This window comes from Simplicispira sp. 125, from assembly GCF_003096555.1.
Lineage (GTDB): Bacteria > Pseudomonadota > Gammaproteobacteria > Burkholderiales > Burkholderiaceae_C > Simplicispira.
In genome coordinates, this window is sequence record NZ_QEKM01000001.1 from 1,000,593 (window position 1) to 1,014,715 (window position 14,123).

9 protein-coding genes are annotated in these 14,123 nt (G+C 59.8%); 8 read left to right on the forward strand and 1 reads right to left on the reverse strand.

Annotation, left to right across the window (positions count from 1 at the left end):
- The first annotated feature begins 94 nt into the window (after positions 1-94).
- The 3 genes from C8D04_RS04595 (at position 95) to C8D04_RS04605 (ending at position 4,939) form a co-directional block, all read left to right on the forward strand.
- Positions 95-2,518, forward strand: a complete 2,424-nt coding sequence (locus C8D04_RS04595) for a type I restriction-modification system subunit M (protein WP_116003799.1) — start codon at positions 95-97, stop codon at positions 2,516-2,518.
- Positions 2,515-3,564 carry a PDDEXK nuclease domain-containing protein gene (locus C8D04_RS04600; RefSeq protein WP_199562969.1) on the forward strand — a complete coding sequence of 350 codons (1,050 nt, stop codon included), beginning with the start codon at positions 2,515-2,517 and terminating at the stop codon, positions 3,562-3,564. The genes C8D04_RS04595 and C8D04_RS04600 overlap by 4 nt, the downstream gene beginning before the upstream one ends.
- Positions 3,565-3,697: 133 nt before the next feature.
- Positions 3,698-4,939: a restriction endonuclease subunit S gene (locus tag C8D04_RS04605; protein WP_116003800.1), complete on the forward strand. Its 1,242-nt coding sequence runs from the start codon at positions 3,698-3,700 to the stop codon at positions 4,937-4,939.
- An 87-nt stretch (positions 4,940-5,026) separates the two neighbouring features.
- Here C8D04_RS04605 and C8D04_RS18635 read toward each other — a convergent pair whose 3' ends face one another.
- On the reverse strand, positions 5,027-5,200 hold the full coding sequence (locus C8D04_RS18635; protein ID WP_165829120.1) for a hypothetical protein: 174 nt from the start codon (positions 5,198-5,200) through the stop codon (positions 5,027-5,029).
- A 66-nt stretch (positions 5,201-5,266) separates the two neighbouring features.
- Here C8D04_RS18635 and C8D04_RS04610 point away from each other — a divergent pair, with 66 nt between their 5' ends.
- From C8D04_RS04610 to C8D04_RS04630, 5 genes are all read left to right on the forward strand, one after another.
- Positions 5,267-8,401, forward strand: a complete 3,135-nt coding sequence (locus C8D04_RS04610) for an HsdR family type I site-specific deoxyribonuclease (RefSeq protein ID WP_116003801.1) — start codon at positions 5,267-5,269, stop codon at positions 8,399-8,401.
- A gap of 2 nt (positions 8,402-8,403) precedes the next feature.
- Complete coding sequence (locus C8D04_RS04615; protein WP_233521108.1) at positions 8,404-9,117, forward strand: SprT family zinc-dependent metalloprotease; 714 nt, start codon at positions 8,404-8,406, stop codon at positions 9,115-9,117.
- Between the two features lie 111 nt (positions 9,118-9,228).
- A complete protein-coding gene (locus tag C8D04_RS04620) occupies positions 9,229-11,328 on the forward strand; it encodes a 3-hydroxyacyl-CoA dehydrogenase NAD-binding domain-containing protein (RefSeq protein ID WP_116003803.1) in 2,100 nt (699 codons plus the stop codon).
- Between the two features lie 17 nt (positions 11,329-11,345).
- Positions 11,346-12,833, forward strand: a complete 1,488-nt coding sequence (locus C8D04_RS04625) for a M20 family peptidase (RefSeq protein ID WP_116003804.1) — start codon at positions 11,346-11,348, stop codon at positions 12,831-12,833.
- A 28-nt stretch (positions 12,834-12,861) separates the two neighbouring features.
- A complete protein-coding gene (locus C8D04_RS04630; protein WP_116003805.1) occupies positions 12,862-14,037 on the forward strand; it encodes an acetyl-CoA C-acyltransferase in 1,176 nt (391 codons plus the stop codon).
- Positions 14,038-14,123 lie beyond the last annotated feature (86 nt).

Sequence of the window (14,123 nt, forward strand, 5' to 3'; positions counted from 1 at the left end):
CACGTCCGCTGGGTACGGGTGGGCGCATTCAGCTGCCATTTTCGGGGCCAAACTCGTCCACAATCTGTGCCTACGACCCCCTCAGCAACACCCCATGGCCATCAAAAAATCCGAGCTTTACTCTTCTCTCTGGTCATCGTGTGACGAACTGCGCGGCGGCATGGATGCCAGCCAGTACAAAGACTATGTGCTGGTGCTGCTGTTCATCAAATACGTCAGCGACAAGTACGCCGGTCACCCCTACGCCCCCATCACCATTCCGGCCGGGGCCAGCTTTGCCGACATGGTGGCGCTCAAGGGCACCACGGACATTGGCGACCAGATCAACAAAAAGATCATTGGCCCATTGGCTGCTGCCAACAAGCTGGCCGACATGCCAGACTTCAACGACGCGACCAAGCTGGGCACCGGCAAAGAGATGGTGGACCGGCTCACCAACCTCATCGCCACGTTTGAAAACCCGGCGCTGGACTTCTCCAAAAACCGCGCTGATGGCGACGACATTCTGGGCGATGCCTATGAATACTTGATGCGCCACTTCGCCACCGAAAGTGGCAAGAGCAAGGGCCAGTTCTATACCCCCGCCGAAGTCAGCCGCATCATGGCCAAGATCATCGGCATTGGCGGCGCGCACACCACCAGCGCCACCACCGTGTACGACCCGACATGTGGGTCCGGATCGCTGCTTTTGAAAGTGGGCGACGAAGCTTCAGCCAAGGTCACCCTCTACGGCCAAGAAAAAGACTCGGCCACCAGCGGTTTGGCGCGCATGAATATGATCTTGCACGACAACCCCACGGCAGAAATCCGCCAGGGCAACACGTTGGCAGACCCCAAATTCAAGGCTGATTTGAACGGCCAAGACGTGCTCAAGACCTTTGACTACGTGGTCGCCAACCCCCCGTTTTCTGACAAGCGCTGGAGCACCGGCATCGACCCGCTGCACGACCCCTACGGTCGGTTTGAAACGTTCGGCGTGCCGCCCGCCAAACAGGGCGACTTTGCCTACCTGCTGCACATCATCCGATCGCTCAAAAGCACCGGCAAAGCCGCCTGCATCTTGCCGCACGGCGTGCTGTTCCGTGGCAATGCCGAGGCCGACATTCGCAAGAACCTGATCCGCCACGGCTACATCTTGGGCATCATCGGCCTGCCTGCCAATCTGTTCTATGGCACCGGCATCCCGGCCTGCATCATCGTCATCGACAAAGAGGGCGCCCATGCACGCAAGGGCATTTTCATGGTGGACGCGAGCAGCGGCTACATGAAAGACGGCCCCAAGAACCGCCTGCGCGAGCAAGACATTCACCAAATCGTGGATGTGTTCTCCAAACAAACCGACGTGCCCAAACTCGCTCGCATGGTGGGCCTGGAAGAGATCGAGAAAAACGACTTCAACCTGAACCTGCCGCGCTACATCGACAGCAGCGTGGCCGAAGACCTGCAAGACATTGCAGGCCACCTGCAGGGCGGCATCCCCACGGCGGATGTGGATGCGCTGCAGCCTTACTGGGCCGTGTGCCCGCAACTGTGCCAGTCGCTGTTTACGGCGTTGCGCCCCGGTTACCTGTCTTTGGCGGTGGACAAAACCGCCATCAAGCCCGCCATCTACCAGCACACAGAGTTTGCCGCCTTCATCGGTCGTATGAACACTCTGTTTGACCACTGGCAGCAGCAGGCCGCCCCCACGCTCAAGGCCCTGCAGCCGGGCGTTCACCCCAAGCAACTCATTGCCGACCTGTCCGAAGACCTGCTCGCCCACTACACAGGCCAGCCGCTCATCGACGAATACGCCGTGTACCAGCACCTCATGGACTACTGGGCCACCACCATGCAGGACGATGCTTACCTGATCGCCGCCGACGGCTGGAAGGCAGAAACCTACCGGGTGATTGAAGTCAAGAAGAACAAGGACGGAAAAGTCACCAAAACCGTGGACAAGGGCTGGGCCTGCGACCTGGTGCCCAAGGCGCTGATCGTAGCGCGCTACTTCGCCCAAGACCAAGCTGCCATTGACGAGTTGACGGCCAGCCTCGACAGCATCACCGCCCAACTCACCGAGTTGGAAGAAGAGCACAGCGGCGACGATGCGGCGTTTGCAGGGTTTGACAAGATCAACAAAGCCAGCGTGACCGACCGGCTGCGCGAGATCAAGGGAGACGCGGACGCCAAGGACGAAGCCGACGTGCTGAACCGCTGGCTCAAGCTCGCCAAACAAGAAGCCGACCTGAAGAAGAACCTGAAGGAGGCCGAGGCAGCGCTCGACGCCAAGGCCTACGCCCACTACCCCCAACTGAGCGAAGCGGACACCCAGGCGCTGGTGGTGGATGACAAATGGCTGGCCGCGCTCAGTACCGCCATCCACGGCGAGATGGACTGCATCAGCCAGGCGCTGACGCAGCGGGTGAAGGAACTGGCAGACCGCTACGACACGCCCATGCCGCAGATGGCCCGCCGCGTGGCGGAACTGGAAGCCAAGGTCAACGGCCACCTGGCCAAGATGGGGTTTGCGCTGTGAAGCCCGCCGCGCCCAAGTCGGCTACCCCTGCTGGCTACCAGCAACTGCTGGGCCATATCTCCGACACCTACACCCAGGGCCGCGCCATGGCGGTGCAGGCCGTCAATGCGCACCTTACCCAAACGTATTGGCAAGTGGGCCGGCACATCGTCGAATTTGAGCAAGGCGGCCACACCCGCGCCGAATATGGCAAGGCGCTGATCAACCGCCTAGCCATCGACCTGGGCCTGCGCCACGGCAAAGGTTTTAGTCGTAGCAACCTGATTCGCATCCGGCAGTTTTTTCTGGCTTATCCAAAAGGTGCGACAGCGTCGCACTTTTTGAGCTGGTCACACTGGGTAGAGCTGCTGAAAATAGACGACCCGCTGGAGCGCAGCTTTTACGAACAGCAAACCCTGCGTGATCACTGGTCAGTGCGCGAGCTGGTACGGCAAAAAGAAAGCGCCCTGTTTCTGCGCCTGGCCGCCAGCAAAGACAAGGCCGGCGTGCTGCAACTGGCCGCCCAAGGCCAGGTGGTGGAGCAACCCGCCGACCTGCTGCGCGAACCGTATGTGTTTGAGTTCCTGAAAATCCCCGAGCCGTACCGTGTCACGGAAACCCAATTGGAAACCGCCCTGTGCGACCACCTGCAGCCCTTTTTGCTGGAGCTGGGCAAGGGCTTCACCTTTGTGGGGCGGCAATACCGCATCACCATCAACAACACGCATTACCGGGTGGACCTGGTGTTCTACCACCGCATCCTGCGCTGCTTTGTGCTGATCGACCTGAAGCTGGGCGATGTGCAGCACCACGACATTGGGCAAATGAACCTGTACCTGGGCTACTTTGCCAACGAAGAAAACACTGCAGGCGACCAGCCGCCCATCGGCATCATCCTCAGCCGCCACAAGGACGAGCTGCTGGTGGAGTACGCCACCTACGGCATGAACAGCCAACTGTTTGTGCAGCAATACCAGCTGTATTTGCCCGACCGGGAAGAACTGCGGCGTGAACTGGAAAACACCTTGCGCACCACCGAGCCAGAAAACGGGGAAAAAAGCCCATGAATACTATTGATTTAATAGCTGCTTGCGCTTGCTGCAAAAGGGCTGTAGGTCGATTTTGCTTGAAATTGTGCGGTGCCTCTGCGGTGGCGCTGGAGGCCAAGGTGAACCAGCATCTGGCGAAGATGGGGTTTGTATGAAACTGAGTCCGGGATACAAACAAACGGAGGTGGGAGTGATTCCGGAGGACTGGACAGTCGTGCCATTCCAACAACTGCTCGACTTTCGCAATGGAATCAATGCAGACAGGCGCGCTTATGGCAGAGGGATGCCTTTCATTAATGTCTTTGAAATCATATCGAAAGGACATTTGAAGGCCCAAGATATTCCAGGCAGGGTTTCAATAGACAAGAAATCTATGGAATCGTACCTTGTTCGGCGAGGTGATATTGTCTTTAATAGAAGTTCTGAGACGCAAGATGAAGTTGGTCTGTCCTCAGTTTATTTAGACGATGCCCCCGCAGTGTTTGGTGGTTTCGTTATTCGAGGGCAATGCAAGCAAGCTCTTGATCCCGTATATTCTGGCTATGCATTCCGTGCGCCAGTAATCCGGACGCAAATGGTCGCACGGGGACAGGGAGCAATCAGAGCCAACATTGGCCAATCTGACCTTAAGCAAATCCATGCCCTGCTTCCTTCGCTTGATGAGCAGCGTGCCATCGCCGAAGCCTTGAGCGATGCCGATGCCCTCATCGAATCCCTGTATCAACTCATCACCAAAAAGCGCCAGATCAAACAAGGCGCCATGCAGGAATTGCTCACCGGCAAGCGGCGGCTACCGGGGTTTAGTGGCGGGTGGGAGGTGAAATGCCTTAATGAACTGGCGGAAATCGACCCTGAGCAGCTAAGCAGCAATACCCAGCCCGACTACGAGTTCAAATACATCTCGCTTGAAGATGTGGACTTTGGCGCGCTTCGTGGACACAGTCTCCAAGTGTTTGACTCTGCTCCATCTCGTGCGCGACGCAGATTGCGTATTGATGATCTTCTCGTCTCAACAGTAAGGCCAAACCTGAAGTCGCATCTGTGGTTTCGAGACAGGTCAGCGAACTGGGTGTGCTCAACAGGATTTTCTGTAGTTCGCTGCTTCGAGTCATTGAGTCATCCAGGTTACGTTTTTGCTCACCTTTTTGCTGAAGGCGTCTCCAAACAGATTGACGCCTTGCTTACCGGCTCGAACTATCCAGCAATCAACAGCCGCGACGTGCGTCAGCTACAAATTCCAGTACCGAAGCTTGAAGAACAGGCGGCCATCGCTACCGTCCTCAGTGACATGGACACCGAACTCACCGCGCTGGAATCCCGACTTGCCAAAGCCCGCCAGATCAAGCAGGGCATGATGCAGGCGCTGCTGACCGGCAGGATTCGTTTACTATGAAAACAATAGCTGCTTGCGCTTGATGAATAAGCGCTACAGGCCATTTTGACTACATATTTGTGGGATTGTTGGGTGACGCGGCCTGCATCAGTCCGCCAGCTTGATGTGCGCAAATCGGTTCTGGCTGCGGTTCTGCAACTTTTGCTCCAGTTGCTGCACGGCCTGACCTGTTTCCAACGCCGTGGAACTGGCCACGGATCGGCGCACGGCGCGTGTGCTGGGCTTGAAGGGCTTTGGGGACGGGGGTTTGTTGTGGGCCATGGTCACATCCTGTGGCAATCGTTACAGTTCGCCGGGTAATCTTGGGGTGAGGGAGAAAACATCCATATGACCGACATTGGCAAGCCTGAGCGCGCCACGCAAAACCGCGTGGTCAAACTGTTCTGCGACGAACTGGGTTACCGCTACCTGGGCGACTGGGCCGACCGCGCGGGCAATAGCAATATCGAAGAGGGTTTGCTGACGGAGTACCTGACCAGCGCGGGCTACACCCCGGCGCAGATCAGCACGGCGCTGTACAAGCTGCGCATTGAAGCCAACCACCCCGAGCGCAGCCTGTACGGCAACAACCAGGCCGTGTACCAGTTGCTGCGCTATGGCGTGCCGGTGAAGACCGAGGCGGGCAAGGTGACGGAAACCGTGCACCTGATCGACTGGAAAGCCCCCGCCCGCAACCACTTTGCCATTGCCGAAGAAGTCACCCTGAAAGGCAAGCTGCAGCGGCGGCCCGACGTGGTGCTGTACGTGAACGGCATCGCCATTGGGGTGCTGGAACTCAAGAACAGCCGCGTGAGCATTGGCGACGGCATCCGGCAAAGCCTGTCGAACCAGCAGCCCGAATTCAATGCGTGGTTTTTCAGCACCGTGCAGTTAATCATGGCGGGCAATGACTCCGAAGGCATGCAGTACGGCACCGTTGGCACTTCAGAAAAATTTTTTCTGAAATGGAAGGAGGACGAGGCCGACAACAGCCGCTTCAAGCTGGACAAGTACCTGCTGAAAATGTGCAACAAGGCCCGCATCATCGAACTGATGCACGACTTTGTGCTGTTTGATGGCGGCATCAAAAAGCTGCCCCGCGTGCACCAGTATTTCGGCATCAAGGCGGCGCAAGAGTTTGCGCGCCAGCGCAAGGGCGGCATTCTCTGGCACACCCAAGGCTCGGGCAAAAGCATCTTGATGGTGCTGCTGGCCAAGTGGATTCTGGAGAACAACCCGCAGGCACGGGTGGCCATCATCACCGACCGCGACGAGTTGGATAAGCAGATCGAGCGGGTGTTTACCGATGCGGGCGAGGCCATTTGCCGCACCAGCAGCGGGCGCGATTTAATGGCGCAACTGGGCCAGGCCACGCCCCGGCTGCTGTGTTCACTGGTGCACAAATTTGGCGTGACAGCCAAGAACGCCGATGCAGACTTTGATGCCTTCATCAAAGACCTGCAGGCCCAGCCCAGCACTACGGTGGGCGAGGTGTTTGTGTTTGTGGATGAATGCCACCGCACGCAGGGCGGCAAGCTCAACCGCGTGATGAAGGCGTTGATGCCCAATGCCGTATTCATCGGCTTCACCGGCACGCCCCTGCTCAAGAAAGACAAAGCCACCAGCCTGGAAGTGTTTGGCGGCTATATCCACACCTACAAATTCAGCGAGGCGGTGGAAGACGGCGTGGTGCTGGACTTGGTGTACGAGGCCCGCGACATTGACCAAAAGCTCGGCTCGCAGGACAAGATTGACCAGTGGTTTGATGCCAAGACCAAAGCCCTGAACGACTGGCAGAAGCAAGAGCTGAAAAAGCAATGGGGCACGATGCAAAACGTGCTCAGTTCCAAGGCCCGCATGGACCGGGTGGTGGCAGACATAATTTTTGACTTCAGCGTCAAACCCCGGCTGTCCAGCGAACGGGGCAACGCCATCTTGGTGGCTTCCAGCATCTACGAGGCTTGCAAATACTTCACGTTGTTCCAGAAGACGCTGTTCAAAGGCCGGTGCGCGGTCATCACCTCGTACAACCCGCAGGCCAAGGATGTGACGCTGGAAGAGATCGGCGCCAACACCGAGACCGACAAGCAGTTCATCTACAACACCTATACCGACCTGCTGGCCAATGTGCAGCCCAAGCCGGGCAAGTCGAAGACCGAAACCTACGAAGACCAGGCCAAGGCGCTGTTCATCAAACAACCGGCCAACATGCGCTTGCTGGTGGTGGTGGACAAGCTGTTGACCGGCTTTGACGCGCCGCCATGCTCGTACCTGTACATCGACAAATCCATGCAGGACCACGGCTTGTTCCAGGCCATCTGCCGCACCAACCGGCTCGATGGTGAAGACAAGGACTTTGGCTACATCGTCGATTACAAGGACTTGTTCAAGAAGGTCGAAAACGCCATTGCGGTGTACACCTCAGAAATCGACCACAGCGCGGGCGGTGTTGACCCGGAGGTGATGCTGCAAGACCGGCTGACGCTGGGCCGGGAACGGCTGGACAACGCGCTGGAAGCCATGTTCTTGCTGTGCGAGCCAGTGCAGCCGCCCAAGGGCGAGCTGGAGCACATCCACTACTTTTGCGGCAACACCGAGATTGCCGACGACCTCAAAACCCATGAACCGCAGCGCGTGGCGTTTTACAAGGGTGTGGTGGCGCTGCTGCGCGCCTATGCCAATGTGGCCGACGAAATGGCCCCCGCAGGGTATAGCGAAGCTGACGCCAAAGCGATCAAGACCAAGCTGGACCAGTACCTTGCCATCCGCGAGATCATCCGCAAGGCCAGTGGCGAAACGCTGGACCTGAAGCCTTTCGAGGCGGACATGCGGCACCTGATCGACACATACATCGAAGCCAGCGAGCCGCGCAAGATTTCTCCTTTTGACGGCATTGGCCTGCTCGACCTGATCGTGAAGACTGGGATAGCGGACGCCATTGCCAACAAGCTGGCCGACATGCAGGGCAACCAGCAGGCCATTGCCGAGACCATCGAGAACAACGTCCGCAGCAAGATCATCAAAGAGAGCCTGACCGACCCGGCTTACTTTGAAAAAATGTCGGCCCTGCTCGACGAAATCATCAAGCTGCGCAAAGACCGGGCCATCGAGTACGAAGAGTATTTGCAACGCATCGCCGACATTGCCACCAAGGTGCAGGCCGGCAAGGCGGAAGACACGCCGGTCAATCTGGACTCGCCGGGCAAGCGTGCCGTGTTCAACAACGTGAAGAACTCGCCAGTGCTGCAGGCCCACAAAGTGGCTGAGCCGGATGCCCCTTACGGCCATGCCGACAGTGAAGAAGACCCGGCCTTGGTGCTGGCACTGAAGATCGACAACGCCGTCAAGCTGGCCCGACCTGATGGCTGGCGCGGCGTGCAGGCCAAGGAGCTGGTGATCAAACGTGCGCTGTACGACGTGCTCAAGGATGTGGATGAGGTTGAGCGCTTATTTCTGATCATCTACGCGCAGCAGGAGTATTGACGGTGGAGACCATCGACCTCGGCGGCATTCCTGCCGATGTGCTCAGAAAGCGCATCAAGCATGTGCACTTGAGCGTTTACCCGCCGACAGGCCGGGTACGGATTTCTGCGCCCGCACAGATGGCGCTGGACACCATCCGAGTATTTGCCATATCCAAGCTGCCATGGATCAAAGGCCAGCAACGCAAAGTCCAAGCGCAGGAGCGTGAAGCGCCCCGTGACTACATCGACCGCGAAAGCCACTACCTGTGGGGCAAGCGCTATCTGTTGACAGTGGTGGAACGTGATGCCGCACCCAGCATAGACCGCCAGCACAACCGGATCGTGCTTTCGGTGCGCCCAGGTGCCACCACAGAGCGCCGGGAAGAATTGCTGGATGCGTGGTACCGGGAGCAAGTCAAAACGGCCGTGCCACCGCTGCTGAAAAAGTGGGAGGCCTTGATGAACGTGAAGTCATCCAAGGTCTTTGTGCAGCGCATGAAAACCAAGTGGGGCAGTTGCAACCCCACCAGCCGTGCCATCCGCCTGAACACCGACCTGGCTAAAAAGCCGCCGGAGTGCCTGGAGTACATCGTGGTGCATGAACTCGCGCACTTGATCGAGCCCAGCCACAACGCCCGGTTTGTGTCGGTGATGAATCTGTTCATGCCCAAGTGGCAGCACTATCGGGATGAACTGAACAACTTGCCGGTACGGCATGAAAATTGGGACTACTGAACGTTTCTTTTGTCCCAGGCGAGACAAAGCCCCACTGGCAAAGCGCGCAGAACTCTCTACAATGAAAAAATCGCACGACCGTTCTTTTTCTACTTTTCAAGGAACAACAGCATGACCGCTGAATACAAAGTCCACGGCAATGTCGCCGTGATCACGATGACCAACCCGCCTGTCAACGGACTGGGCTTGTCCACCCGCCAGGGCATCGTGGACGGCCTGGGCAAGGCCAATGCTGATGCTGCTGTCAAGGCCATCGTCGTCACGGGCGCCGGTGCAGCGTTTTCCGGTGGTGCCGACATCAAGGAATTCGGCACCGACCGTGCCATGCAGGAACCCAATCTCAATTCAGTGATCCTGGCGATCGAAAATTCACCCAAGCCCGTGGTGGCAGCAATGCACAGTGTGGCCATGGGCGGCGGTCTGGAGTTGGCCCTGGGCTGCCACTACCGCGTGGCAGCGCCCGGCTGCAGCATTGCGCTGCCCGAAGTCAAGCTGGGCATCCTGCCCGGCGCTGGTGGCACGCAGCGCCTGCCGCGCGTGCTGGGAGTGGAGCCCGCGCTGAACATGATCGTGAGTGGCGAGGCCATCAAGAGCGAAATGCTGGGCATGCTGCCCGGCCAGAAGCTGTTCGACAAACTCGCGGCCTCGCCTGAAACCCTGGCCGCCGAGGCCCTGGCCTTTGCGCAAAGCGTGGCCGACACCCGTCCGCTGCCGCTGGTGCGCAACCTGCCTTGCAAGCACCCCCTGGGCGATGCGTACTTCCAGTTCGCACGCAACATGGTCAAGGGCATGAGCAAAAACTTCCCGGCGCCCGCCAAGTGCGTGGACGCCGTCGAAGCCGCCACCAAGGGCAAGTTTACCGATGGCCTGGCCGTTGAGCGCGAGCTGTTCATCAACCTGATGTGGACGCCCGAGTCGCGTTCGCTGCGCCACCTGTTCCTGTCCGAGCGCGCAGCTTCCAAGATTCCCGATGTGCCCGCCGATACGCCCAAGCGCGAGATCAAGAGCATTGCGGTGATTGGTGCCGGCACCATGGGTGGCGGCATTGCCATGAACTTCCTCAACGCCGGTATTCCCGTGAAGATGCTGGAAATGAAGCAGGAAGCGCTGGACCGTGGCATCGCCACCATCCGCAAGAACTACGAAGCCCAGGTCACCAAGAAGAAGCTCAAGCAAGACAAGTACGAGCAGCGCATGGCGCTGCTCAGCACCACGCTGAGCTACGATGACCTGAGCGATGCCGACATGGTGATTGAGGCCGTGTTTGAAGAAATCGGCGTCAAGGAAGCCGTGTTCAAGGAACTCGACCGCGTGATGAAGCCCGGCGCCATCCTGGCGTCCAACACCTCCACGCTCGACGTCAACAAGATCGCCCACTTCACCAAGCGCCCGCAGGACGTGGTGGGCCTGCACTTCTTCAGCCCAGCCAACGTGATGAAGCTGCTCGAAGTGGTGCGCGGCGAAGCCACCGCCAAGGACGTGATGGCCACCGTGATGGCCGTGGCCAAGAAGATCCGCAAGACCGCTGTGGTCTCCGGCGTGTGCGATGGTTTCATCGGCAACCGCATGATCGAGCAGTACGGCCGCCAGGGCGGGTTTCTGCTGGACGAAGGCTGCACGCCGCAGCAGGTCGATAAGGCCATGGAGAAGTTCGGCATGGCCATGGGTCCGTTCCGCATGGGCGACCTGGCTGGCAACGACATTGGCTGGGCCATCCGCAAGCGCCGCTACCAAGAAAAACCTGACATGAAGTACAGCAAGACTGCTGACTTGCTCTGCGAAAAAGGCCGCTTTGGCCAGAAAACGGGAGCTGGCTGGTACGACTATGTGCCTGGTAAGCGCGATGCGATCCCGAACGCTGAAGTGGTCAAGATGATCGAAGACCACCGCGCCGCATTGGGCATCACGCCGCGCAAGATCACGGACGAAGAAATCGTGCAGCGCCTGGTATTCAGCCTGGTCAACGAGGCCGCCCACATTCTGGAAGAAGGCATTGCCAACAAGGCCAGCGACATCGACGTGGTCTACATCTTTGGCTATGGCTTCCCGGTGCACCGTGGCGGCCCGCTGAACTACGCCGACGAAGTCGGTCTGTTCAACGTGGTGCAGGCCATGAACCGCTTTGCCCAGAACCCGCTGGACGACGCCGCCTTCTGGAAGCCCGCACCCCTGCTGGCCCGACTGGCCGCTGAAGGCAAGACCTTCAACTGACCGCAGGCCGTCGCACCATGGTCAAGAAACTCGCCTGGGGCCTGCTGGCATTGCTGCTTGCGCTGGCTGTTGTGCTGGGTGTCAACACCCTGCGCAAGGGCTCGCGCCAGCTCGACGTGGCGCCGCTGCCCCTGCTGCAGGTGGATGAAGCGGGTGCCGCCCAGCGCCTGGCCGAGGCGGTGCGCTTGCGCACCATTTCATCGCTGGACGATCCGGGGCTCAATGCCGACCAGTTCAAGCAGTTGCATGCGCTGTTGCAAGCCCGGTTTCCCAAAACCCACGCCGCCCTGCAGCGTGAGGTGGTGGGCGACCTGAGCCTGCTCTACACCTGGCGCGGCAGCAAGCCCGAGGCGCAGCCCATCCTGCTCATGGCCCACCAGGACGTGGTGCCCGTGGCACCGGGCACCGAGGGCGACTGGAAGGCCGAGTCCTTCGGTGGTGAAGTAAAGGACGGCTTTGTCTGGGGGCGCGGCGCCTGGGACGACAAGGGCAACCTCATGTCCCAGATGGAGGCGGTGGAGATGCTGGTGGCCAGCGGCTACCAGCCCGAGCGCACCGTGTACCTGGCCTTTGGTGCCGACGAAGAAGTGGGTGGCCACCGTGGCGCCGAGAAGATTGCAGCGCTCCTGAAAGAGCGCAAGGTCCGCCTGGACTTTGTGATCGACGAAGGCTTGCTCATCACCGAAGGCATCATGCCCGGCTTGCAAAGCCCGACCGCGCTGATTGGCGTGGCCGAGAAGGGCTACCTCTCGGTGGTACTCAAGACGTCGGCCACTCCCGGTCACTCGTCTATGCCGCCGCCCAAGGGCAGCAGTGCGATTGCCATGATGAGTGCGGCCCTCCAGCGCATCGACGACAAGCAGTTGCCCGGCGCCATTCGCGGTGTGGCGGGCGAGATGTTTGCCACCATTGCACCGGAGATGAGCGGCTTCTCGCGTGTGGCCTTGTCCAACCTCTGGCTGTTTGGCCCCCTGGTGCAAAAGCAACTGGAGGCCGGTGCCAGCACCAATGCCATGCTGCGCACCACCACGGCGCTGACGATCGTTCATGCGGGCAACAAGGAGAACGTGCTGCCAGGCCAGGCCGAGGCCACGGTGAACTTCCGCCTACTGCCCGGGGACACCCGCGAGCAGGTGGTTGAGCGCACCCGCGCCCTGGTGGCCGACGCCACGCACAACGGCAAGTTCGAACTGCATGCGCTGCCCGGCGGTGCCGAGGCCTCCAAGGTCGCGCCCACCGACTCCGCGCAGTACGCCCTCATCAACCGCACTGTGCGCGAAGTGTTCCCCGGAACGCTGGTGGCGCCCGGTTTGATGATTGGCGGCTCGGACTCTATCCACTTTGGCGACATCAGCGACCACATCTTCAAGTTCTCGCCCGTGCGGGCAGGGCCGCAAGACCTGTCGCGTTTTCACGGCACCAACGAACGCATTGCCGTCAGCAACCTGGCCGAACTGATCCGTTTCTACCACCGCCTTTTGACCCAAGGTGCCAAGGCATCTTGAACCTGACACTATTTAGGAGAGCTTTACCATGACATCAGCAGTAATCGTTTCCACCGCACGCACCCCCCTGACCAAGTCCTGGAAGGGTGCCCTCAACATGACCCACGGCGCCACCATGGGTGGCCATGTGGTGGAGCATGCCATTCAACGTGCAGGCATTGAGGCCGCCGAGGTGGACGACGTCATCATGGGTTGCGGCACACCCGAAGGCGCTACCGGCGCCAACATCGCCCGCCAGGCCGCCCTGCGCGCCGGTTGCCCCGTCACCGTCTCGGGCATGACCATCAACCGCTTCTGCTCGTCGGGCCTGCAGACCATTGCCACCGCCGCCCAGCGCATCATTGCCAACGAAGGCGATATCTACGTTGCCGGCGGTCTGGAAGCCATCTCCTGCACCGCGCAGGAAATGAACACCCACATGCTGCAAGACCCCTGGCTCATGAAGCACAAGCCCGAGGTGTACTGGGCCATGCTGCAAACCGCCGAACAGGTGGCCAAGCGCTACGGCATTACCCGCCAGGCCATGGACGAATATGGTGCCAGCAGCCAGCAAAAGGCCAGCGCCGCACTGGAAAAGGGCCTGTTCAAGGACGAAATCGCCCCCATCACCGTCACCATGGGCGTGGCCGACAAGGTCATGGGCCTGACCACCAAGGAGGTGACCGTGAGTGCGGACGAAGGCATCCGCGCCGGGACCACGTATGACGGCATCAAGGATCTGCGCTCGGCACTGCCCGGCGGCCTGGTTTCGGCAGGCAACGCCAGCCAGCTGTCTGACGGCGCTGGCGCCGTGGTGGTCATGCACGAAAAGCTGGCCGAACAAAAGGGACTCAAGCCCCTGGGCCGTTTCCTGGGATTTGCCGTGGCCGGATGCGAGCCCGACGAAATGGGCATCGGCCCCGTGTTCGCCATTCCCAAGGTGCTCAAGCGCCTGGGCCTCACGATGAACGACATCGACCTGTGGGAGCTGAACGAAGCCTTCGCCGTGCAGGTGATCTACTGCCGTGACAAGCTGGGCATTCCTGCCGACAAGCTCAACGTCAACGGCGGTGCCATCGCCGTGGGCCACCCCTTCGGCATGAGCGGCCAGCGCCTTACCGGCCACGCCCTGATCGAAGGCAAGCGCCGCGGTGCCAAGCGCGTCTGCGTGACCATGTGCATCGGCGGCGGCATGGGCGCTGCGGGTGTGTTTGAAGTGCTGTAAGCGCTGACGACGCTCTGCAGATCAACGCCCCGCGCAGACCGCAAGGTTTGCGCGGGGCGTTTGCTTTTGTTTTGATAGCTGATAGC

Excerpts from the sequence above, each read along its gene's own strand:
- C8D04_RS04595 (WP_116003799.1), top strand. The coding sequence starts at position 95 with ATGGCCATCAAAAAATCCGAGCTTTACTCTTCTCTCTGGTCATCGTGT.
- C8D04_RS04605 (WP_116003800.1), top strand. The coding sequence starts at position 3,698 with ATGAAACTGAGTCCGGGATACAAACAAACGGAGGTGGGAGTGATTCCG.
- C8D04_RS04630 (WP_116003805.1), top strand. The coding sequence starts at position 12,862 with ATGACATCAGCAGTAATCGTTTCCACCGCACGCACCCCCCTGACCAAG.
- C8D04_RS04610 (WP_116003801.1), top strand. The coding sequence starts at position 5,267 with ATGACCGACATTGGCAAGCCTGAGCGCGCCACGCAAAACCGCGTGGTC.
- C8D04_RS04620 (WP_116003803.1), top strand. The coding sequence starts at position 9,229 with ATGACCGCTGAATACAAAGTCCACGGCAATGTCGCCGTGATCACGATG.
- C8D04_RS18635 (WP_165829120.1), bottom strand. The coding sequence starts at position 5,200 with ATGGCCCACAACAAACCCCCGTCCCCAAAGCCCTTCAAGCCCAGCACA.
- C8D04_RS04625 (WP_116003804.1), top strand. The coding sequence starts at position 11,346 with ATGGTCAAGAAACTCGCCTGGGGCCTGCTGGCATTGCTGCTTGCGCTG.